The organism is Tenacibaculum maritimum NCIMB 2154 (assembly GCF_900119795.1).
Taxonomy (GTDB): Bacteria; Bacteroidota; Bacteroidia; order Flavobacteriales; family Flavobacteriaceae; genus Polaribacter; species Polaribacter maritimus.
Window position 1 is genome coordinate 945,351 of sequence record NZ_LT634361.1, and the last position, 22,306, is coordinate 967,656.

At 32.1% G+C, this 22,306-nt stretch carries 20 protein-coding genes and 1 tRNA gene; 2 read left to right on the forward strand and 19 right to left on the reverse strand.

Annotated features, from left to right (window positions below; genetic code table 11):
* Window positions 1-200: 200 nt before the first annotated feature.
* The 11 genes from MARIT_RS04450 to MARIT_RS04500 all read right to left on the reverse strand — a co-directional run bounded on the left by MARIT_RS04450 (window position 201) and on the right by MARIT_RS04500 (window position 9,966).
* Window positions 201-1,403, reverse strand: a complete 1,203-nt coding sequence (locus MARIT_RS04450) for a hypothetical protein (protein WP_100210880.1) — start codon at window positions 1,401-1,403, stop codon at window positions 201-203.
* A gap of 103 nt (window positions 1,404-1,506) precedes the next feature.
* Window positions 1,507-1,983, reverse strand: coding sequence for a DUF3784 domain-containing protein (locus tag MARIT_RS04455; protein ID WP_100210881.1), 477 nt, complete (start codon window positions 1,981-1,983; stop codon window positions 1,507-1,509).
* A gap of 214 nt (window positions 1,984-2,197) precedes the next feature.
* A complete protein-coding gene (locus tag MARIT_RS04460; RefSeq protein ID WP_024740756.1) occupies window positions 2,198-2,494 on the reverse strand; it encodes a hypothetical protein in 297 nt (98 codons plus the stop codon).
* Window positions 2,495-2,497: 3 nt separating this feature from the next.
* Entirely contained in the window at window positions 2,498-3,082 is a 585-nt protein-coding gene (locus MARIT_RS04465; protein WP_024740755.1) for a super-infection exclusion protein B, read from the reverse strand.
* A 192-nt stretch (window positions 3,083-3,274) separates the two neighbouring features.
* Window positions 3,275-3,595 (reverse strand): DUF3784 domain-containing protein, encoded by a 321-nt coding sequence (locus MARIT_RS04470; RefSeq protein ID WP_100210882.1) that lies wholly within the window; start codon window positions 3,593-3,595, stop codon window positions 3,275-3,277.
* Between the two features lie 365 nt (window positions 3,596-3,960).
* On the reverse strand, window positions 3,961-5,055 hold the full coding sequence (locus MARIT_RS04475) for a hypothetical protein (protein WP_100210883.1): 1,095 nt from the start codon (window positions 5,053-5,055) through the stop codon (window positions 3,961-3,963).
* Complete coding sequence (locus tag MARIT_RS04480) at window positions 5,055-6,485, reverse strand: restriction endonuclease subunit S (protein ID WP_100210884.1); 1,431 nt, start codon at window positions 6,483-6,485, stop codon at window positions 5,055-5,057. Before MARIT_RS04480 ends, MARIT_RS04475 begins: the two co-directional genes overlap by 1 nt.
* Before the next feature lie 5 nt (window positions 6,486-6,490).
* Window positions 6,491-8,689: a restriction endonuclease subunit M gene (locus MARIT_RS04485; RefSeq protein ID WP_100210885.1), complete on the reverse strand. Its 2,199-nt coding sequence runs from the start codon at window positions 8,687-8,689 to the stop codon at window positions 6,491-6,493.
* Window positions 8,689-8,886, reverse strand: a complete 198-nt coding sequence (locus MARIT_RS04490) for a helix-turn-helix domain-containing protein (RefSeq protein WP_100210886.1) — start codon at window positions 8,884-8,886, stop codon at window positions 8,689-8,691. The genes MARIT_RS04485 and MARIT_RS04490 overlap by 1 nt, the downstream gene beginning before the upstream one ends.
* A gap of 197 nt (window positions 8,887-9,083) precedes the next feature.
* Complete coding sequence (locus tag MARIT_RS04495; RefSeq protein ID WP_100210881.1) at window positions 9,084-9,560, reverse strand: DUF3784 domain-containing protein; 477 nt, start codon at window positions 9,558-9,560, stop codon at window positions 9,084-9,086.
* Between the two features lie 211 nt (window positions 9,561-9,771).
* Window positions 9,772-9,966, reverse strand: coding sequence for a SymE family type I addiction module toxin (locus tag MARIT_RS04500; protein WP_100210887.1), 195 nt, complete (start codon window positions 9,964-9,966; stop codon window positions 9,772-9,774).
* A gap of 59 nt (window positions 9,967-10,025) precedes the next feature.
* Between MARIT_RS04500 and MARIT_RS04505 the strand changes: the two genes are divergently transcribed.
* Window positions 10,026-10,247 carry a helix-turn-helix domain-containing protein gene (locus MARIT_RS04505; protein WP_100210888.1) on the forward strand — a complete coding sequence of 74 codons (222 nt, stop codon included), beginning with the start codon at window positions 10,026-10,028 and terminating at the stop codon, window positions 10,245-10,247.
* Between the two features lie 49 nt (window positions 10,248-10,296).
* On the opposite strand, the gene MARIT_RS04510 is transcribed toward MARIT_RS04505, so the two are convergent.
* From MARIT_RS04510 to MARIT_RS04520, 3 genes are all read right to left on the reverse strand, one after another.
* Window positions 10,297-11,013: a restriction endonuclease gene (locus MARIT_RS04510; RefSeq protein ID WP_100210889.1), complete on the reverse strand. Its 717-nt coding sequence runs from the start codon at window positions 11,011-11,013 to the stop codon at window positions 10,297-10,299.
* Between the two features lie 169 nt (window positions 11,014-11,182).
* A complete protein-coding gene (locus tag MARIT_RS04515) occupies window positions 11,183-12,298 on the reverse strand; it encodes a tyrosine-type recombinase/integrase (protein ID WP_100210890.1) in 1,116 nt (371 codons plus the stop codon).
* 558 nt (window positions 12,299-12,856) lie between these two features.
* Window positions 12,857-12,931, reverse strand: a tRNA-Pro gene (locus tag MARIT_RS04520).
* A 284-nt stretch (window positions 12,932-13,215) separates the two neighbouring features.
* Between MARIT_RS04520 and trxB the strand changes: the two genes are divergently transcribed.
* Window positions 13,216-14,163: a thioredoxin-disulfide reductase gene (gene trxB, locus MARIT_RS04525; protein WP_024740753.1), complete on the forward strand. Its 948-nt coding sequence runs from the start codon at window positions 13,216-13,218 to the stop codon at window positions 14,161-14,163.
* Window positions 14,164-14,226: 63 nt separating this feature from the next.
* On the opposite strand, the gene MARIT_RS04530 is transcribed toward trxB, so the two are convergent.
* From MARIT_RS04530 to MARIT_RS04550, 5 genes are all read right to left on the reverse strand, one after another.
* Window positions 14,227-16,077, reverse strand: coding sequence for a PLP-dependent aminotransferase family protein (locus MARIT_RS04530; protein ID WP_100210891.1), 1,851 nt, complete (start codon window positions 16,075-16,077; stop codon window positions 14,227-14,229).
* A gap of 246 nt (window positions 16,078-16,323) precedes the next feature.
* Entirely contained in the window at window positions 16,324-18,132 is a 1,809-nt protein-coding gene (locus MARIT_RS04535) for an acyl-CoA dehydrogenase family protein (RefSeq protein ID WP_024740751.1), read from the reverse strand.
* A gap of 19 nt (window positions 18,133-18,151) precedes the next feature.
* Window positions 18,152-19,342, reverse strand: coding sequence for an acetyl-CoA C-acyltransferase (locus MARIT_RS04540; protein WP_024740750.1), 1,191 nt, complete (start codon window positions 19,340-19,342; stop codon window positions 18,152-18,154).
* 3 nt (window positions 19,343-19,345) lie between these two features.
* Window positions 19,346-21,751, reverse strand: a complete 2,406-nt coding sequence (locus MARIT_RS04545; protein ID WP_100210892.1) for a 3-hydroxyacyl-CoA dehydrogenase/enoyl-CoA hydratase family protein — start codon at window positions 21,749-21,751, stop codon at window positions 19,346-19,348.
* 18 nt (window positions 21,752-21,769) lie between these two features.
* Entirely contained in the window at window positions 21,770-22,228 is a 459-nt protein-coding gene (locus tag MARIT_RS04550; protein ID WP_024740748.1) for a MarR family winged helix-turn-helix transcriptional regulator, read from the reverse strand.
* Between the last annotated feature and the right edge of the window lie 78 nt (window positions 22,229-22,306).

The window sequence follows — 22,306 nt, forward strand, 5'->3', positions numbered from 1 at the left end:
TGGTTAAATTGCGCATAACGTTTAGTATATGGCAAGTAGGGCAGTAGAGAGCGATAAACTTTCAATTTTGCACTGAGCCAAAGCGTTGTATTTTGTTTTTATCTTATTCATTTTAAAAGCCAAATCAACGATTTGGCGTTGTCCGTAAATAGCACCGTACTTTCGTAACCCACCAAACGCCCTATTTGCTATATACAGTGTTATGGGCTTTTGTATTTATTGTAATCATCTATCACAGAAGATTCTCCAAATGCTTCTTCAAATAAATAATTAGAAGAATCTGTATAATCTTTAGGGATTTGATATGAATTAATGGCTTTCATTTTTTTCATCAATTCAATAATCATTCGTCTTATAGTTTCAGTTGATTCATCACCAGTATCTCTGTCAAATTTTGCTAATAATTTAATAATCAATGATGATAATTTAATTATATGAGTGTCAACATTTACTTCAACTACGGTAGTTAGATTTCTGTCATTTTGCTCTTCAATGATTTTTGTGTTTATTTCAGAATCTATCGCAGCCATTTCCAATGAAGATAGTTCAACTCGTTCAGAGTCAATAATTAGGTTCGATTCAATTAACTTACCGTAAGTATTGTGATGAGGCAAAAGATTGTCTTGAGATGATTTGTCGTAAATAAGCTCAAGTTTAAAATCATTTATAACAAAAGTTATATCTCCGATAATTACAGATAAATCATTTTTTAAAGCGCCTTCTAATTCAATTTGTATTTTACTTTCAATAGGTTTGAAATTTTCCACAGAATTAAGAGTCCAAAGCTTGTATTTACTCCAATAAATCGAATCCAATATTGGTATTCCGCCTTCAAATGCTGTCAATTCACTATTTAATACCAGTTCAGGTTTTTCATCTTCAACAATATGTAGCCTTAAATAAAAGTGTCCATCTTTTTTACTGGATGTTTTATAAATTACATTGTTGAGTAATCTTTCAGGGTTCTGAAATTGGATTTCTGTTACATTTTTACCCCAAGGTAAGCTTTGGATTAGATTAATAAACTGAACTTTGAAATTTGAATTTGTTATGAAGTTTATATCAGTATTGTTATTACTGTAATTGATTGTCTTCAACACTCTCTTTAATGATTCTTCGTCTTGTACATATATATTTATATTATTTACGGTTAAATTCCCGCTTCCTTGGTTTACAATTGAATCTTCAATTGTAGAATTATCAATTGTATTTTCTGGAGATTTTTTATTATTCAGCCATTTGCAAATTAGGTAAAAAGCAAGTCCTATGAGAATCAGAGCAAAGCCGAACCAAACATCATTTTTACCAATGATTTTGTAGTCAGTATGTTTCTCTAAAATTTCATTAATAATTACAGACCATAATGGAGGGGCTATCAATAATAGTCCAGCGGTAACAAGCAACCAAGTTATTCTGTTACAAAACCTTGATTTGATTAATGTCCAAATTTGTATTATAAATTCTTTTGTTGTCATTTATTTTAATTGCCCATAACGTTCTCGGCTATTAGTTTTTGCGTGAATTTAGGCATAAATTTTCTAAGAAAAAACTTAGGATTGAAAATCCGCGAGGATTTTCATAAGTAGTGGGGAAGTAGCAAGTACTTATAGCCCTTGTTGTGGTGTCGTTTTTATTATTATTGGTTCTAATTTTATTTAGTAATTCAATCTGTTTTTTCTTGATTTTTTTATACTTTTTAGAATTAGATTCAAGCAATAGGTATGGTATTCCAATAAGTATTGAAATCCCAAAAGCATAATTTTGAATATTCGAATTATCCTTCCATTTAGCAATCAAATATCCAGAAAAAATAATAAAAGCCATTCCAAACATCACGTTACGAAACACATTCGCTATTCCTCCAATATTGTATTTATCTTTTTGTTCTTTTGGGATCGTATTATATCCAGCAATCAGCCAATAGATTTTCCCGTATTTTATTAAAATTCCGAAAATTATAAAAAGAAATGCGACTCCAATCATATTTTTTATATTTAAAAATCAGTCAGTTGTTTTATGATTTTTCAATGTAATTTAAGGTTTTCTCAAATGCACCACAACGGTCTCGGCTATGAGTAGTTGCGTGAATTTAGCAATAAATTCCGCAAGTACAAACTAACGGCGGAAATTCCGAAGGAATTTCCAAAGTAGCCGAGAACAAGCAATTACTTATAGCCATTGTTGTGCAACGTTATTTTTAATCATCTTTTTCCATAGCTCGGACAAATTCATAATATCCGCCAACCCAACCGAAATCACCTCCATATTCGCTATCCAGCTTATCTAAAAAGGCTTTAACTGCTTTTCCACTTGCAAGCATTAATGTTGAGTCATTTTGGTCGGTTTTAATAAATAATCTACCATTATTCTGTGAGCAACTAAATCCGCCCATTTGAGTAACTCCGACTATGCTTTCATATAAGCAATAAATTTCTTCGATACTTGTTTCATCAAGATTGTCTAACCATTCTTGAAAGTCTGTTGTTGTAGCCATATTTTAATACCATTTATTTGTCCATTCTGGACGATTATTTTTTGCAAATTCAATTTCTTTTTCTGTTGGTGGGTCACTTAAATCAATGTCTTTAAGTTCAAGTATTTCCATTACAGATTCGTTAATACTCAATGATGTTTTCATTCCGTGCATAATTGAGCTGTTACCAAATTGTCTGTTCATTACTAAAATACCTTTGTCTAATAACCCTGAAACAGAAGAATTGTCTATAGGCATATCAATTGATTTTTGTCCGATTAAGATGAATTCTCTTAGTATGGATTTCTCAAACCTATCCAAGTTTTTTACTCTTTCTGTAAATTTCTTTTTCCATTTTTTTAGTAAAATTTTCCGTTGAATTGATTTGAAAATCCAAATCACAAAATTTACTAAAACAAGTCCAGTTGAAAGGATGAAAACAATTCCTAAAATCCATCCATATTTTTCTTTTGCATTATCAAGAAAGAGTTTTTCATTCAAAAAACTCTGGTCAACAAATAGTATAAATCCTGAAACCACCGATAAAAGAAAGAAAAATTTTGTCGGTAGTTTTGTTAAATCAAATATGGCTTTTAAATACTTTTCCAAGGTCTGTTTTTAATGTTGCACAACGTTCTCGGCTATTAGTTTTTGCGTGAATTTAGGCATAAATTTTCTAAGAAAAAACCTAGGATTGAAAATCCGCGAGGATTTTCATAAGTAGTGGGGAAGTAGCAAGTACTTATAGCCCTTGTTGTGGTGTCGTTTTTATTATTATTGGTTCTAGTTTTATTTAGTAATTCAATCAGTTTTTTCTTGATTTTTTTTATACTTTTTAGAATTAGATTCAAGCAGAAGGTATGGTATTCCAATAAGTATTGAAATCCCAAAAGCATAATTTTGAATATTCGAATTATCCTTCCATTTAGCAATCAAATATCCAGAAAAAATAATAAAAGCCATTCCAAACATCACGTTACGAAACACATTCGCTATTTCTCCAATATTGTATTTATCTTTTTGTTCTTTCGGGATGGTATTATATCCCGCGATCAGCCAATACATTTTCCCGTATTTTATTAAAATTCCGAAAATTATAAAAAGAATTGCGACTCCAATCATATTTTTTATATTTAAAAATCAGTCAGTTGTTTTATGATTTTTCAATGTAATTTAGGGTTTTCTCAAATGCACCACAACGGTCTTGTGTATGAAACGTAGCGTATAAATAAACGCTAACTTTTCAGATTTAGCACGAGCCGAATTTTTTGTTTTTATGTTTAATTTTCTTTTATAAATATAACCAAATAAAAAATTTGGCGTACTTTGTAAATATACAAAAACCTCTCGAAAAGCCTATAATAGCTATGTTTTATACACGTTGTTAGCCACTGGCTTTATTCCGCAAACTTGCTAGCGTTGGCGTTTAAGCTCTTTTAAATTTGTGAGGCACGAGCAAACTTTAAATGTGCTTGAACTGGCGTTGGCTATTCCGCAATCATTAATTTTTCGTCTACCCAAGTATCTATTTGTTCTTTGCAATCTGGTTCAAAATCATTTATTTCAACCGAATCTTTTAGTTCTTCATAAATGTAATTTTTCACTTCATCCATATCTTCAAATTCGTCTATGTCATTTTTTAAAATAAATGTTCCATAATTCACATCTACAAGCCAAATTTCTCCTTCTTTTCTTAATTGAAATTTTTCAACTTCTTTTTCTGCTAATGACAACCAAGTTTGCTCTTTTAATTCTTCATTTTCGGCTGTCCAGAAATCGGTTATTAAACTTTGTACACCTTTGTCAGTTCCAAAATCATTTACTGCTTTATCAAAGTTTGACATTTTTGTATTTGAAAGATTACGAATATGCATAACAGAATTACGAATCTCTTCTAAAGGTTTTAGTTTTAGTTTAATTGAAAACAAGAACTCTGTATGCCTTTCTTCTGTAATATACCTTTTTTGAAGTCTGTCTTTAAATTCTTGAAAATCAGATAAACTTACATCTTGTAAAATTTCAGAAACTTGTTCTGCTTTTAATCTTTTTGGCTCTCCAAAACTTGCGTAATGATTGAAAAGAATATAATACAAACCATTTTCGTAATTGTCGTTTACTTCATTGTCTTTATATGATTCTGCTAATTGTATTCCAAAATCTTTAAAAACCCCTTTTTCTATGGACTTTTCATCATAGGTTAAAATGTAGGTTAATACATTTCTCAATTCCATTTCTATAGCAAAGAGCTTATTGAAATATTGAATTGCAACTTTTTGTAAAAAATCATCTTGCAGTTTTACTAAACCAATTACTTCTTCTAATCTGTTTATTGTATCTAAATAGGACTTTACAGTATCTTTTGGTTGAAAATCTCTGTTGTGTTCTAAGGCTGGAAAGTCAATTATGAAAATGCTAATAAAACTATCATTCGGCAATTTGTACACGTTTTCAATCTCAAAATAATCTTCTACATCATCTTCGTTTAAATTGTATTCTTCTCCAATTAAATCATATAAATGAGAAGCCAAAACCTCTTTGTTTAGGTTCTTAGTATGGTTTATTTGTACCTTAACTATACTCATTATCCTAAAATTATATTTTCAACTTCGGCTTTTGCTTCTGTCATTATTTGGTCAGCATCTAATTCTAATTGTTTTGCTTGATTTCTTAAGTCTGTAATATGACTTGCAATTTCAGTTTGTTTTTCTTTTGGCGGAATCGGAATAGTTTGGTTAAAATAATTTGACATTATCAAGTTTCTAATTCCATTCGTTTGACTTTGCATCGCATCTGTCAATTTAATATTATGAACAGTTTTAAGATAGTTGAAGAGATAAATCGGATTACAAATATCTGTGTCAATTCTAATTTTATGAATAAAATTACTATAACAAAGAGAATGATTATTTATCATCTCTTCGGTGACTATTGAAATTCTACCAACGGGCTGGTCTGGACTACCTCCCGATTTTTCAATTAATAAATCGTTAGTCTGAATATCTAAAGTTTGTAATTTCTTCCTTGGGATTAACCTATATTTTACTCTGGAATTATCTACATCTAGATTATATTTATTATCAAATTCAGTTGCTCGAATTACAAGACATTTTTTATAATTTTCATCTTCAGAGAATTTTAGTTCATCTTCACCCCAACTACCTGCAAAACTTTGTGTCAATAAGTCTTTAAGTCTTAAGTTATCTGATTTGTATTTGTTTTCTTTAATTGATAACCTTAATGCACTTGTAAAGTTGTCATAAAGTTTAGGGTCAAAACGACCACCACTAATTTCGCTTATTGAAGCAGTAAAAATCCTATTTTCAAGTGAATTGTCTTTTTCTGGTAATTCAATACATAATTCATCTAATAAATAACCATCAATACTTGCTAGTAAGTCTTTAGCTTCCTTTTCTTTTTGTTGTTTTTTCTCAAACTCTTCATTATATAAATTAACTATTTGCTGTTGAAGCTCATCCGAAATTATGGGAACAGGAATGTTATTTATATCGTCAGTCTGTAATCTAGGTAATGTATTACCAGTCATTAAATGCTTTGTCTGGTTTACTACAAAAGACGAACGTAAATATATTGCTAGATATTCAGCATTGATATTCTTAGCATTAAAAACGTGAAATTCAGTAGAGCAAATACCATCAAATTCTGCTAGAAACACTTTGTTTAAATATGGACGTAATTTTGGAAATAGTATTTGTCCACTCTTAAAAATGTTTGCAGAGCTTATAGATTCTTTTTCTTTTGTTTTTATGTATTCGCCTGTATTACTTTTTATATTTTCTAATCCAATGTAGATGTCATTTTCTCTAATTGAGCCTGTTTGAGATTTTGAAGGAATAACAACAGATTTTAATTTTTTACAATCTAATTTCTGAAGTTTTTCAATTTCAGCTAATCTTTCTATATGGTAAGGATTAGGGTCCAATCTCTTTTCAATTTCAGAAAGATTGATAATAAAAATATTATCATTTTGCGTATTTAGTTTAAATCCATTCATAGCTCTTAGTTTTTATTAGTTTCTGCTATAAATCGTTTAAGTTCCGACTCAATGACTTCTAATTCGTTGTTTCCAGTTTCTTTCCCAGTTGCATCATAGCCAATATCCTCTGCAATTGCCATAAGTATTGGGTAATCGTCTAGCTTTTCTTGTTTTAAAGATAAGTACTTATCCGCCAAATCTTCTTTCAAATCATTAATCTGTTGGTTAAAACCTTCCCCAGTTTCTTTTTTCCAAGACAAAAATAATTCGGTTTTTTCTAGCAGTTTTTTATCCTCAACTCCAGTTGTGTTCTCAAAACCAGTATGGTTTTTTATAGTTGCTTTCTTTTCTTTTTCTATTCGTGCAACTTCTGCCAAATACTTGTTCTCTGTTTTAATCTGAGTTTGTAAATCTGCTTTTAGTGTTTGATATTTTTCAGTAATTGCTTTTGGCCATTTACGCAAAAACAATACGGAACTTTTTACACCTGCACCAGTATGTGCAAAAGCAGTTTGTGGCATAGATACAACTGCAATTATTTTATACCATTCTTCAATATTATCTCGTACATATTGTAAACTACTGTTGGTTAAAATTCCATCAGGAATTACAACCGCTAAAAAACCGTTTTCTGCTAAAAAATTATGACATTGTTCAATAAATAAAACTTCTGTACTTTGATTGGCACGACCTTTAACTGCTGAGTTTTTTGTATCCAACCAACTTACATCTTTGTTCCCTAGGTTGTATTGGTTTAAATATGCTTTTTCGGTTTGTTTTACCGAACTACCAAATGGTGGATTGGTAATTATATAATCGAAAGTACCGTATTCAAAACCTTTATTGTCGGTGTTTTCTTGTATAACATCTGCACGTACCAAACCATCTGAGGAAATTACATTTGTATGACCGTCATCGTGAATAATCATATTCATTTTGGCAGTTCTAGCAATTTGTTCATTTATTTCAATTCCAAAAAGGTTTGTTGAAGCGAAATCGTGCCAATGTTTGTGCCATTTTGCGTGTCCAGCAGGTGTGTTTTTATCAAAATAGCCTTCTTCTGCCATTTTATCGGCTTGTTTTCTTACTTTGTCTAAAGCGTATAGTAAGAAACCGCCACTACCACAAGAAGTGTCTAAAACTTTGGATTTGTTATTTATTGACAAAGAATTTACTATGAATTTCACAATAGGTCTTGGTGTAAAATATTGCCCAAAATCCCCTCTGAAGTAACTACCCATAAAAACTTCAAATGCACGACCTTTACTATCTAAATCTGTATCGCCTAAATTTATAGATTCCAAATAAGAAACTACGGTTTTTACTTTTGGTGCAGATAATCGAATATTGTCTTTAAAAACTTCTGGGTCTTCTTTTTTACCAATTGCGTATAAATCAACTACACGTTTATATAAATCATTGGTTATTTTTTCTTCAATTTTTAGTTTTTGCTCTTTACTTGCGTTTTTTGGAATAGGTTCACTAAAAACTTGAAAGTCGTAAGGGTCTCCGTTTCTTCTGTCTTTTCGTTCATCCCATATTTTGCAGAAAATTAATTTATCTAATTCATCGAATGCTTCTGAGGGATTTAACTCTCCACCAGCCCAAAGTGAATTGTGAGCAGATTTAAATGCTTTTGTTAAATCTTCTTCGCTAATTTCTTCTAGTTCAAAAAACTTTTTCTTTATCTCGTCAGTTGCTTCTTCACTTCCAATTCTACCGCCTTTAGCGTATTTGTATTTTTGTATTTCTGTAATTCCATATCTTGGGATATCTGGAATAGTTTGTCTTTCATCACTTTCTTTATCAATTAGAAACGATTCGTTTTTAATTTTAGAAGTTACCCAAAGATATTTTACGGTTCCAGATAGTGCATATGCGTAGCTTGCACCTTGTTTAATAGCTTGTTCAAATTCTAATTCAGAAACATCTTCTTTCTTACATTCAACAACAATGTGTGGTTGTGTACATTCATCATCATTGTAAACTACAATATCTACTTCTTTTACAGAAGCTCCCATTGTTACAGATTTAAATTGCACTATTCTTTCAGTAGAATAACCGTAGTTTAAAACGAGTTTTAAGTATGCTTCTGCTTGTACTTTTTCTTCGGGATTGTTGTAATTTCTACGCTTGTCGTCTTGGTGTATGTAGTAAATGTTTTTTCTATCCTCATCAAACCTGATAAGTCCTTTTTCTATTCCTTGTTCAATCAAGTCCATTAGTTTTCTTTATTTGAGATTATCAATTCTTTCACGTCCACATCTAAAATATTAGCAATGTCCATTAGAACTTCTAATCTAGGTTGTCTTTTGTTTTGAGCGTAAGAGTGAACCATATTGTAACTCTTTCCCAATTTTTCAGCCAACCAGATTTGTTTTATTCCTTTTTGTTCTAAAACCTCTTTTATTCGGTTCATTTTGAATTTTTTTAATTCAGTCCACTAAAGTAAATAACATTTTCAATATACTCACTAAATGAGTATAAAAATTATCATTCCGTATGAGTGAGTGGTGGGAAAAGGCAAGCTCTTTTTATTTTGTGAGGCACGAGCAAAATAAAATGTGCTTGACTGCGTGTTGGCTTTTCAGAGCTTGTGGCTAACGTTCTCGGCTATTAGTTTTTGCGTGAATTTAGGCATAAATTTTCTAAGAAAAAACTTAGGATTGAAAATCCGCGAGGATTTTCATAAGTAGTGGGGAAGTAGCAAGTACTTATAGCCCTTGTTGTGGTGTCGTTTTTATTATTATTGGTTCTAATTTTATTTAGTAATTCAATCTGTTTTTTCTTGATTTTTTTATACTTTTTAGAATTAGATTCAAGCAATAGGTATGGTATTCCAATAAGTATTGAAATCCCAAAAGCATAATTTTGAATATTCGAATTATCCTTCCATTTAGCAATCAAATATCCAGAAAAAATAATAAAAGCCATTCCAAACATCACGTTACGAAACACATTCGCTATTCCTCCAATATTGTATTTATCTTTTTGTTCTTTTGGGATCGTATTATATCCAGCAATCAGCCAATAGATTTTCCCGTATTTTATTAAAATTCCGAAAATTATAAAAAGAAATGCGACTCCAATCATATTTTTTATATTTAAAAATCAGTCAGTTGTTTTATGATTTTTCAATGTAATTTAAGGTTTTCTCAAATGCACCACAACGTTTAGCTGTATGATTAGTTGCTGTTGGTTAAGGAGCTAATTTAATAAATAAAAAACTAACCAAGAAAGTCCGAAATGATTTTCGTAAGTAAGCGAAAAGCAAGCAATTAATTATACAGAGTGTTGGGCGTAGTTACTTTTCTTCCTTTTTGTCGGTCAGCGTAATAGTCAGTTTATTTTTTTGCTGTTTAATTTCAATTTCTTTTCCGATTTCAAATCCGAGTTCTTTCAACCATTTTCCCTCAAGTCGAATTTCTGGAACAGCAATATATTTCCATTCCCGAGGTTGGTGTTTTTGATATATTTTTAGCTTTCTAAATTGGCTCATTAAGTATTTGTTCGTTATTCCGAACACAATATATAAATAATTTATCGAAATTCGGTATAGTGAACACTAAAGAATCAAAATATTTCCAAAAGTTAGGTGCTAAAATCAAGCGATTAAGAGAAGAAAAAGAGATTGACCAAAAGTCATTTGCTTTTGATTGTGATATTGGTAGAACTCAACTTTATATGATTGAAAAAGGTAGAACAAATCCTCGCTTACTTACTTTAATAAAAATTGCAGATGGATTAGAAATTTCAATTGATGAGTTACTTAAACTGTAATTAGATTTACTATATTTTCCATATGTCCCTAAAAATTTTGTCCTATTTTTTATTCGAATAAATTAGTCTGATTTGGGTCAATAAATTCAGGTGGCTTATCATTTTTATTTCTAATTCTAAGACGTTCTTCTGTTAATCCGTTTCCAACATATTCTGATTCAATTCCATAAGTATACTCACACAAACATTCAGTTTCCTCAATATCTACTCCTAAATGAATCATTTGACCGCATCCTTGACATTTAACGTATGATTCTGAACAATAGGAGCAACTACCTAAATTGATTAACGTTACTTTTCCGTTTTCAACTACGGGTAATGGGTTGTCCCATTTTATAATTCCTCTCGAAATTCCATCATCTTTGTCACATAAAGAACAAATATCAAACGAAAATTCGTAATCCTCGAAATCAATGAATTTAACTACATCTAATTGAATATCCTTGTGGTGATTTTTAGCTCTTTTTTCAGCACTTTTCGTATAACCCACATTAGTAATCATTATACCAATATGTGCTCCAACATCTTCTGAAAATCCAATGAAAGACTCTACGGTTTTAATGTCTATTTTTTTACTAAATTTTTTGCAGTCAATTACTATTAGTAATTCCCGACCTATTGATTGTGACTTAACTAAAATATCTATTTGCCGACTTCGTTCCGAATAGCGACCAATAATTCTTTGGTCTTTTTTAATATCTGAATTTGGGAATAATTCATCTAATTTTTCAAATATCTGTATTTCGTATTTTTCCCAATCTTTCATTAAATTTCAAAGGTTTCTCTAATTACGCCCAACTTGTTTATATACAGAACTTTTTTCCTTTTATACATCCAATTTGGCTGGCTATGCAGAAGTTTAGGTTATTTTTATGTTTCTTAGCTTTCACAATAAAAAGTTAAAAATTCTTAGGTAGTCACAATTTAGTCATATTTTATAAATTATCAAATGGATTTTTAATTTTTCTAATACTTGTTTCAGTTACATGAGTATAAATCATTGTAGTCTTAGGACTGTTATGACCTAATAGTTCTTGAATATATCTAATATCTGTTCCGTTTTCTAATAGATGTGTCGCAAAACTATGCCTTAAGGTATGAAGAGTGATAGGTTTTTTCAATCCAATTTTATTCGCAGCATTTTTTAATATTTTTTGTGCACTCGTGCTACTATATTGCTCTTTAACTTGCCCTTCAAATAAATATTTTTTTGGTTTATAAGTTTTATAATATGCTCTTAGTAATTCTAAGAAAGATGGCGAAAGCAAAGTGTATCTATCTTTTTTACCTTTAGCACCTTTTATATGAATGAGCATTCTTTTACTATCTATATCGCTGATTTTTAAATTAATAGCTTCTCCTGTTCTTAGGCCAGCAGAATAGATCAAGCTCAATAAAGTTTTATGCTTTAAATTATGAGTAGCATCTAAGAGTTGTTTTACTTCTTCTAAACTTAGAACCATTGGTAATCGTTTTTCCTTTTTCGGACGTTGTAAGTTTAATGTGTCTATTTCTATCCCCTTATATTCTAAATACTTTTTGATTCCGTTAATACATTGGTTTTGGTAGGATATAGATTTCTTTTCTCTTACAATAAAATCATAATTAAAGGATTCGATTAATCTGACAGAATAATCTGTTGTATTTTTTAACAAGCAGTATCTAATAAAAAATGTAGTCACTTCGGCGTAAGTGTTAACTGTATTTTGACTCAGCCTTTTTTGTTGTAGCCATTTTTTAAATTTCTCAAGATCTAATCTTTGATGTACTGTTAATACTGGAAGCTTTATAGAGTTAATTATATCTACTTTATGTTTTTTATTTATTTTGAGTTGGTCATAATCTACAAACCAATTCTTTGCTCTTAAGTGCAGAAATAGCTCTTGTTTATTTTTTGAAGTTAAAGGGATGTAAAAAGTTTTATGAGTTTGGCTCCATTTTACATTGGGTAATTTTTTTATATGTATTCTTACTTCATCATCATAGCCAAAGGAAATGGCTATTTGCTCTCTATTTCTATGTAGGAAAGAAGATAATTTAACTTTTTTCATTGCAATATTTTGTGGTTTAAATATAAGGAATCTAAATATATTTTTCTTAGATTTTATAGCATTGATAGTTTTGCTATGGAGTTTGTGAAACAAACATAACAGAAACGTAAGAGGATAACGCACTATGTGATATTATTTTTTGTTTTAATTAGTTTATAATTGTTTGATAATAAGTGTTCTGGGGTAGTAATATTACACCAAAAATGAAAATGATTTTACTAGGACTAAGAATTCATTGTAATAATTCAGTAAAACACCTCGGTTGAATTGAATTCAGACATTTTAAAACTTATATAGTTTATGAGATGCTGTCCAAATTCTATTGGTTTGAGGATCAATAATGCTCAACTATTTTGATAACCGTAGCGCAAACGTATCAAGAGCATCTTTTAATATCAAAATTAAAGTTTTGAGGGCAGAACTCAGAGGGGTAAGAAATGTAGCATACATCCTCTGTAGGAACACAAATTTTTACTCAACCATAACTTTTGGGATTGATCATTATAGCAGTAAAATAAAAAACCTTAATAATTTTATAAAAATTATTAAGGTTTTAAGTCGGGGTGGCAGGATTCGAACCTGCGACCTCCGCGTCCCAAACGCGGCGCGATAACCGGGCTACGCTACACCCCGAATTTTAACAAGAATACGTTTAAAAAAAATGAATTTTTGTTAAATCCGAGTGCAAATATATGTGTTTTATTTTGAATAAGAGTGAAAAAAAAATATTTTTTTAGTTAAATGAAGTTAAGTGTTTGTATATGATAAGGATAGGTTTTTAGGTAATAGATTATCGTAGTATTTAAATGTAAGGAATTTTATCTTTAACGTCTAAATTTTAAGAAATATTTTAAAAACATTACATTTGTAATTGATAAAGTAAAATAGTAATTGTTAACATATTATATATTAAGAGAATGTCTCAAACAGTAGAAAGAATTAAAAATTTAATTATAGGTTCAGGTCCTGCAGGATACACAGCAGCAATTTATGCAGCAAGAGCAGATATGAAGCCTGTAATGTACACAGGAATGCAAATGGGAGGGCAATTGACTACTACTACAGAGGTTGATAATTTTCCAGGTTATGCAAACGGAACTGATGGTACAGCTATGATGAATGATTTGCAGAAGCAAGCAGAACGTTTTGGTACAGAAGTTCGTTTTGGAATGGTAACTAAGGTAGAGTTTTCTAAAAATGAAGGAGGTATTCATAAGGTAGTGGTTGATGGAGAAAAGGAAATAGAAGCTGAAACAGTAATTATCTCTACAGGAGCAACGGCAAAATATTTAGGTTTAGAGAGTGAGCAACGTTTAATTGGAGGAGGAGTATCTGCATGTGCAACTTGTGACGGTTTCTTTTATAAAGGGCAAGATGTTATTGTTGTTGGAGCGGGAGATACTGCGGCTGAAGAAGCTACTTATTTAGCTAATATATGTAATAAAGTTACCATGTTGGTTCGTAAGGACTATATGAGAGCGTCAAAAGCAATGCAGCATAGGGTGGCTAAAACAGCCAATATAGAGGTATTGTATAATACGGAGTTGGATGAGGTTATTGGAGAGAGTGTAGTAGATGGCGTAAGAGTTGTTAATAACCAAACAGGAGAAAAACATGAAATCTCTGTTACAGGTGTCTTTATAGCGATAGGGCATAAACCTAATACAGACATCTTTAAAGGGATTTTAGATATGGATGAAACAGGGTATTTAATTACTAAAGGAAAATCAACAAAAACAAATATACCAGGAGTTTTTGCAGCAGGCGATGTACAAGATAAAGAATATCGCCAAGCGGTAACGGCAGCAGGCACTGGTTGTATGGCGGCTTTAGATGCGGAACGTTATTTAGGAGCTTTAGAATAAAATAGCACTATTCGAATGCATAAAAAAAGAGGCTTATAATTTATTGTAAGCCTCTTTTTTTAATTAGAGATAAGTTTGGATAAATTTAAGGAATACTTCTTTATGACGACCTAAATTCATATTTGGAGAAAGTGCTACTCTAGCAATATAATCTTTGTCTCCTTCTTTAGTTGTTCCTTGGGTAGAAGTTGCAGGAATGGTCCAATAACAACCTTTTAGCTGCCCGTAACTAACACAATATTTACTTTCATTAGGTATTTCTGAAATCATTAAATTGATTAATTGATGATTTAGCATCCTTTTATGAGTTTCTCTTTCTTCATCAGTATTTCCTCTTGTAGGAAGGTCTAACGAAAAAACAGAAGGAGTAAAACCTTGTTGAGCAAGAGCTTCCGATACAAAATTGATTTTAGCTTTAGGCAATTCTTTTTGAATAAAGTTAACAAAATCACGTGTATTAAGATAAGCTTGTGTGATTCGTTGGTTCATACTAGGCAATTGCTCTGCTAATATTTTGTATTGGAAGGGAGTAGCTTCATTATCGCAAAGTCTTAAATGAAATCCTATTTTTTCCATAAGAGAAAGCCCAATTTTATTACTCACGCAGTATCCAGCAGTACATTTACCTCCGCTAGGAAACTTTGATCCACTTGCAAATGATATAGTTTTAATAGATGACAAGATTCCATTGGCTTCTAAAAAGCGAACATTAGGGCAAAAAGTTTGATCTAATATAAAAACGGGAGGTACTGCTATTTCTCCGTTAGGAGTTTCACGTTTTTTACTTAGAGTATTCCTTAGAGTTGTAAGATTAGGAACTTCTACACGAGGGTTTGTAGGGATTTCAGCAATTATATAAGGAATTGTATTTTTGTTAGCCGCTTGATCCAAAACGATTTCAATGCTTTGAACCATATCATGATCTCCATCTACAGGTAAATCAACAATTGTTACATTGTGAATACAAGCAGCTATACGTCTTGCTTGATCATTGGTGCCTCCATAGCAATTAGGAGGTACAATGATTTCAATGTTTTTCCCTTTGTGGTTTTCTAAAGCGTCATGAACCAATCCCATTAAGATAGCATATTGAATGGATAACCCACTAGAAGCTACTAGTGGCTTTGACGCTGTACCTGTAATATCTTGGATCGATTTTAATACAGATTTTTTATGAGCATTATCTTGTTTTTTTATAGTTTCCTCAAGGAAAGTATTTTCAATAAGTATCTCTAAAGCTTTCAAGCAATTAGCAGGGGTCATAGCAACGGTTTCTCTTCTTCTTACGTGTTGAATATCAGATATGTAAGATTGGTTGTTGTTTTCTTTTATGATAAGAATACTACCGAGGTTTTCATATAGATGGATAAAGAAATCTATTTCTGGGCTAAGATCAATAGCATTGATCTTAGATGCTTTAGTAATAAGAATAGTGCTTCCCTCGAAATGAGGAACTTCCTTTGTGTTCTTGATTTTCTTTAGCTCAAAATTATAGCCGTAAATGCGCTTTATTACTTCGATATCAAAATAATTAGGCAATTCTTCTGTGTATAAAATTTGTGTGTTTTTATGTGCTAATAAATTTTTTCTTAAAATAGCTAATATGGGAATAATTTTAGAGTCGAAGCTTATGATATTTTTAGGGCTTATCCCATGTAATTTGGCAAAAGTCCATTCCAAAACACATGATAAAGGATGTCCTAACCTAATATAATCATAGGCGGTAGGTAATTCATTCAATGCAACCATATCAGAATCATTAGCAATAAATAACTTTTCAAACTGTTCTAAAAATTCAGTTTTAGCCAAACTCTCGTTATATATATCTAGTCGATGAGTTGTTGTAGTCAGCCATCCAGCGGGCATGTTTTTTAAGACTAATTTTATATGTTTTAATATCTTATTCTCTTGCATTATAATCGCGTTTAAATAGGGCTGCAATATACGTTAATTAATAATTTGAAGGAAGCCTCTTTTCTTAGTCGAAAAACTACTTAAAAACTTATTTTTAAGTAAGAGAAAACTTTATTCTTAAAAAAGATAAGTAAAACAAAAAAGACCGTTAAAATAATTTTAACGATCTTTTTAAACAAACAACTAAATTCTAAAACCTATATAAGAGTTATAGAAAATTTTAAAGCTCTAATGAGCTATATATTTTTAGAAACAATATTTGTTTTCTGCTGTTAATTTTTCAGCAATAGTATTGCGCAATGCAACTACATTAGGTTGGTTTACATATTTAGTAAAACGCTTTAATCCCATTAACATCATGCGTTGCTCATCACCTTCCGCAAAAGAAACAATTCCTTCTTTAGCATTCTTAATGATGATATCTACTGCATTATATAAGTACAATTGCGACATTGCTATTTGCTCTTTTTGAGAATCCTCACCGAAACGTTTAGCATTCTTTTCAGTTCTTAAAATAGCTGATTCAGCCATATAGGTCTCAATCAAAATATTAGAAGCAGCATTCAATAATTGTTGGTGTTTTTCTAATTCTGTTCCAAATTTTTGGATAGCAGCACCAGCAACCATTAAGAACACTTTTTTTAGCTTCGCAATAATTTCTTTTTCTTCAGCGAATAATTCAGAATAATCAGGTGTGTCAAAAGAAGGAATTCCTAATAACTCTTCGCCAACTTTCATTGCAGGATTTAATAAATCAACGTGTCCTTTCATCGCTTTTTTAACAAGCATTCCTACAGATAGCATTCTGTTAATTTCATTAGTACCTTCATAAATACGAGCAATACGAGCATCTCTCCAAGCTGATTCCATAGGAGTTTCTTCCGAGAATCCCATTCCTCCAAAAATTTGGATACCTTCATCAGCACATGCTTGAACATCTTCAGAAACAGCTACTTTTAAAATAGAACACTCAATAGCATATTCTTCTACACCTTTTAATTCCGCTTCTTGATGTGTATTTCCTTCCGCTTCACGAATCGCAATCCTATCTTCAATGTTTTTAGCAGCTCTATATGAAGCTGATTCACCTACATAAGCATTTGTAGCCATTTCAGCTAGTTTAGATTTGATAGCTCCGAACTCTGCAATTGGAGTTTTAAATTGTTTACGTTCAGTTGCATATTTTACAGCTTCAGTAATTACTCTTCTTTGAGAATCTAAACAAGCAGCCGCTAATTTGATACGTCCTACATTTAAAGCATTCATTGCAATTTTAAATCCGCCTCCACGAACAGATAGCATGTTTTCTACAGGAACTAAAGTATCATTAAAAAATACTTGACGAGTAGAAGAAGCGCGAATACCTAATTTATGCTCTTCTTCACCAAGAGTTACTCCATTAGGATTGTTTTTGTCATATTCTAAAATAAAACCAGTAATGTTTTTGTCATCACCGATACGAGCAAACACAATGAAAATTTCAGCAAAACCTGCATTTGAAATCCACATTTTTTGCCCATTGATTTTATAGTGTTTTCCATCTTCAGTTAGCTCAGCAGTAGTTTTTCCAGAGTTAGCATCAGATCCTGCACCTGGCTCCGTTAAACAGTATGCACCAAAACGCTCACCCATTGCTAAAGCAGGAACAAATTTTTGTTTTTGCTCTTCTGTTCCATATAAAGTAATAGGCATTGTACCAATACCAGTGTGCGCACCAAAAGCAGTACTAAAAGATCCCGTTCCACTTGAAATATAATCACAAGTTAACATGGTAGAAACGAACCCCATTCCTAAACCACCATAAGCTTCAGGAACAGCTACTCCTAAAAAGCCTAACTCACCAGCTTTACGCATTGTTTCTTCTGTTAAAGCATAGTCTTTAGCTTCGAAACGAGTTTTATGAGGGATGATTTCGCGGTCATTAAATTCTCGAACCGCTTCTTTCATCATATTTTGTTCTTCTGAAAAGTCTTCAGGTGTAAATACATCTTCACATTTTGTTTCTTTAACAAGAAACTGACCACCTCTTAGTAAATCTTTATTTAAAGTTTCCATTTTTTTGTTGATTTTGTTATTAGTTTAAGAATTCAAAAATACCAGCAGCTCCTTGTCCTGTACCTACACACATGGTAACCATTCCGTATTTTCCTTGCATATTACGCTTACGCATTTCGTCAAATAATTGAACTGAAAGCTTAGCTCCAGTACAACCCAATGGGTGCCCTAACGCAATAGCTCCACCATTTACGTTGATGATGTCGGCATTCAATCCTAATTCACGTATTACAGCTAATGATTGAGAAGCAAAAGCTTCATTTAATTCAATTAAACTGATATCTTCTTGTTTTAATCCCGCTTGCTTTAATGCTTTAGGAATAGCAGCAACAGGTCCGATACCCATAATTCTTGGAGGTACACCAGCCGCCGCATAACTAACCATACGAGCAATTGGCTTAAGGTTTAATTCCTTCACCATCTCTTCGCTCATAACCATAACAAAAGCAGCTCCATCACTTGTTTGCGATGAATTTCCAGCAGTAACGCTTCCTCCTTGAGCAAACACAGGTCGCAAACGCTCTAATCCAGCTATGTTAGACCCTTTACGAGGTCCTTCATCTTTTGTTACAGTATATTTTCTTGTAGCTCTTTTTCCTTTGGCATCAATATACGTTTCTTCAACTTCTATCGGAACAATTTGATCTTGGAAACGATTTTCTTCTTGCGCTTTTAAAGCTTTTAAATGAGAATTTAAAGCAAATTCATCTTGATCTTTACGAGAAATATTAAACTTTTGAGCCACTTCTTCAGCGGTATTTCCCATTCCCCAATAATAATCAGCATGACCAGCGGCAACAGTATCGTAATTTAATTCAGGTTTAAAACCAGTCATGGGTACAGAACTCATACTTTCAGCACCACCAGCAATAATACAATCAGCCATACCAGATTGTATTTTAGCCACAGCCATTCCAATAGTTTCTAACCCTGAAGAGCAGAAGCGATTTACGGTAACTCCAGGAACATCCTCCGTTTTTAGTCCCATTAGTGAAATTAAACGCGCCATGTTTAACCCTTGAGAGCCTTCAGGCATCGCATTACCAACAATTACATCATCAATTCGTTTTTTATCAAATTCAGGCAACTGCTTCATCATATACTCGATGGTTTCGGCAGCTAACTCATCAGCTCTTTTAAATCTGAACGCACCTTTTTTAGACTTACCTACGGCGGTTCTATATCCTTTTACTATATATGCTGTTTTCATCTTTTAGTTTCTTAATGGTTTACCAGTTTTTAACATGTGTTGAATACGCTCTAATGTTTTGCGTTCTGTAGCTAAACTTAAGAAGGCTTCACGTTCAAGATTTAATAAATACTGTTCAGAAACTTTTGTAGGTTCTGATAAATCTCCACCAGCCATTACATAGGCTAGTTTGTTAGCAATTTTCTGATCGTGTTCAGAAATAAATCTACTTGCTTGCATAGAGTCAGTAGCAACCATAAACGCTCCTAATGCTTGTTTACCAAGAACGAGTACATCTTTACGAGCAGCTGGTTGTGTATATCCAGCTTCGGCCATTAATAATGCATGTTTCTTAGCTTCAGCTATTTGTCGGTCTTTATTTACAACAACAATATCTTTTCCTTGTTGTAATAAGCCTAAATCATAAGCTTCATAAGCAGAAGTTCCAACTTTAGCCATACCAATAGTTAAGAAATATTCTTGCAATACGTTTAATTGAACATCTCCTTTACGGAACGTATCAGAAGCACGTAAAGCCATTTCTTTGGAACCACCTCCACCAGGAATAACTCCAACTCCAAACTCTACTAATCCCATATAGGTTTCAGCTGCAGCAACAACTTTGTCAGCATGTAAAGACAACTCACAACCACCACCTAAAGTCATTCCATGAGGCGCTGCAACTGTAGGAATAGCCGAGTAACGCATACGCATCATTGTATCTTGGAAATATTTGATGGCCATGTTTAATTCATCATATTCTTGCTCAACAGCCATCATGAATATCATACCAATGTTAGCACCTACCGAGAAATTTGCTCCTTGGTTTCCAATAACTAATCCTTGAAAATCCTTTTCAGCTAAATCCACAGCTTTGTTCAGTCCAGCTAAAACATCGGCACCAATCGTGTTCATTTTAGATTGGAATTCACAATTTAAGATACCGTCTCCTAAATCTTCGATAACCACACCAGAGTTTTTGAATACTTCTTTAGTTTTACGAATATTATCTAGAATAATAAATGAATCTTGTCCAGGTTTTTTTAGGTGCCCTTTCGTGGTAACGTCATAATAGTAGGTAGCCCCTTCTTTAACGGTGTAAAAAGAAGTTTCTCCTTTAGTTACCATTTCAGTGATCCAAGCAGCAGGCTCTTTTCCTTCAGCTTTCATTAATTCGATTCCTTTCTCTACACCAACAGCATCCCAAATTTCAAAAGGACCGTTTTCCCATCCGAAACCAGCTTTCATGGCATCGTCAATTTTGTATAGTTCATCAGAAATCTCTGGGATTCTATTTTGAACATAAGCAAACATTGCAGCAAAATTTTTGCGGTAAAATTCACCAGCTTTATCTTTTCCGCCAACTAGTACTTTAAATCTATCAATTGGCTTGTCAATATTTTTAGTTAACTCTAAAGTAGCAAACTTAGCCCTCTTTTTAGAACGATATTCCATCGTATCTAAGTCTAAAGATAAAATTTCTTTCTTACCTTCAGCATTTACAGATTTTTTATAAAACCCTTGTTTGGTTTTACTTCCTAACCATTTGTTTTCCATCATGGTGTTGATAAAGTCAGGGAGCTTAAATAAGTCATGAGCTTCATCGTTAGGGCAGTTGTCATAAATACCATTAGCAACATGTACCAAAGTATCCAATCCAACAACATCAACAGTTCTAAAAGTAGCTGATTTAGGGCGGCCAATTACAGGACCTGTTAATTTATCAACTTCTTCTATTGTTAATCCAAGCTCTTTTACCTGATGGAATAATGATTGAATTCCGAAGATACCAATTCTATTTCCGATAAATGCAGGAGTATCTTTTGCTAATACAGAAGTTTTTCCTAAAAATTTAGATCCATAATCCATTAAAAAGTCCGTAACTTCTTGCTTGCAGTTAGGGCCAGGTACAACTTCAAATAATTTTAAATAACGAGGAGGGTTAAAAAAGTGAGTTACCGCAAAATGTTTCTGAAAATCGTCGCTTCTACCCTCATTCATAAATTGGATAGGGATACCAGAAGTATTGGAAGAAATAATAGTACCAGGAGTACGATATTTTTCTACTTGTTCAAATACTTTTTGTTTGATATCTAAACGCTCTACTACTACTTCCATAACCCAATCCACATCTTTAATCTGATGTAAATCATCTTCAATGTTACCTGTAGTAATTCTATCTGCAAACTTTTTAGAATAGATAGGTGATGGTTTCGATTTTAAAGAAGCTGTTAAAGCATCGTTTACCAAACGATTACGAACAACTTTGTCTTTTAATGTCAATCCTTTTGCCTTTTCTTTATCGTTGAGTTCTCTTGGAACGATGTCCAATAAAAGAACTTCAACACCGATATTAGCAAAATGACATGCAATACCGCTTCCCATAATTCCAGAACCGATTACTGCTACTTTTTTAATTCTTCTTGTCATTTGTTTATTGGTTTGTTTTTATACAGACTGATTATCAGTATTTTTATAGATTAGTTTGTCTGTAATAAGTTTGTTTATTGTTGTTGTTACTTTGAAGAAGTTATCCAACTCTTCAGTAGAAATGAATTCTCTTATTTTATTATTGAATTGATATACATATCCTTTAGATATCTCTCGCTTTTCCTTACCGTGTTTCGTTAGTTTGATAATGACGCTTCTACCATCATCAGGGTTTTTTTCTCTAACAATCATACCCTTGTCTTCCATTGATTTTAAAATTCTAGAAAGACTGGTTGGTTCCATGCCCATTAAAGGTCCTAGAGCTGTTGAAGGGGTGCCGTTTTCATAATCTATATTCAATAAAACAAAAGCCATAGCCATGGTACTGCCGTGTTGCGATGCTTGTTCATTATACATCTTAGCAACGGCTTGCCAAGTAGCTCTCAATTGGTGATCTATTGATTTGTTTTTATCCATAAAAGACAAATATAGTAAATTTTATTATGCACGCATAGTATTTATTGAAAAAGTTATGCGTGCATAATAAAAAGTTAC

Excerpts from the sequence above, each read along its gene's own strand:
- MARIT_RS04515 (WP_100210890.1), bottom strand. The coding sequence starts at position 12,298 with ATGAAAAAAGTTAAATTATCTTCTTTCCTACATAGAAATAGAGAGCAA.
- MARIT_RS04485 (WP_100210885.1), bottom strand. The coding sequence starts at position 8,689 with ATGGACTTGATTGAACAAGGAATAGAAAAAGGACTTATCAGGTTTGAT.
- MARIT_RS04550 (WP_024740748.1), bottom strand. The coding sequence starts at position 22,228 with ATGGATAAAAACAAATCAATAGATCACCAATTGAGAGCTACTTGGCAA.
- MARIT_RS04500 (WP_100210887.1), bottom strand. The coding sequence starts at position 9,966 with ATGAGCCAATTTAGAAAGCTAAAAATATATCAAAAACACCAACCTCGG.
- MARIT_RS04490 (WP_100210886.1), bottom strand. The coding sequence starts at position 8,886 with ATGAACCGAATAAAAGAGGTTTTAGAACAAAAAGGAATAAAACAAATC.
- trxB (WP_024740753.1), top strand. The coding sequence starts at position 13,216 with ATGTCTCAAACAGTAGAAAGAATTAAAAATTTAATTATAGGTTCAGGT.
- MARIT_RS04455 (WP_100210881.1), bottom strand. The coding sequence starts at position 1,983 with ATGATTGGAGTCGCATTTCTTTTTATAATTTTCGGAATTTTAATAAAA.
- MARIT_RS04475 (WP_100210883.1), bottom strand. The coding sequence starts at position 5,055 with ATGAGTATAGTTAAGGTACAAATAAACCATACTAAGAACCTAAACAAA.
- MARIT_RS04470 (WP_100210882.1), bottom strand. The coding sequence starts at position 3,595 with ATGATTGGAGTCGCAATTCTTTTTATAATTTTCGGAATTTTAATAAAA.
- MARIT_RS04540 (WP_024740750.1), bottom strand. The coding sequence starts at position 19,342 with ATGAAAACAGCATATATAGTAAAAGGATATAGAACCGCCGTAGGTAAG.
- MARIT_RS04535 (WP_024740751.1), bottom strand. The coding sequence starts at position 18,132 with ATGGAAACTTTAAATAAAGATTTACTAAGAGGTGGTCAGTTTCTTGTT.
- MARIT_RS04460 (WP_024740756.1), bottom strand. The coding sequence starts at position 2,494 with ATGGCTACAACAACAGACTTTCAAGAATGGTTAGACAATCTTGATGAA.
- MARIT_RS04530 (WP_100210891.1), bottom strand. The coding sequence starts at position 16,077 with ATGCAAGAGAATAAGATATTAAAACATATAAAATTAGTCTTAAAAAAC.
- MARIT_RS04510 (WP_100210889.1), bottom strand. The coding sequence starts at position 11,013 with ATGAAAGATTGGGAAAAATACGAAATACAGATATTTGAAAAATTAGAT.
- MARIT_RS04495 (WP_100210881.1), bottom strand. The coding sequence starts at position 9,560 with ATGATTGGAGTCGCATTTCTTTTTATAATTTTCGGAATTTTAATAAAA.
- MARIT_RS04545 (WP_100210892.1), bottom strand. The coding sequence starts at position 21,751 with ATGACAAGAAGAATTAAAAAAGTAGCAGTAATCGGTTCTGGAATTATG.
- MARIT_RS04480 (WP_100210884.1), bottom strand. The coding sequence starts at position 6,485 with ATGAATGGATTTAAACTAAATACGCAAAATGATAATATTTTTATTATC.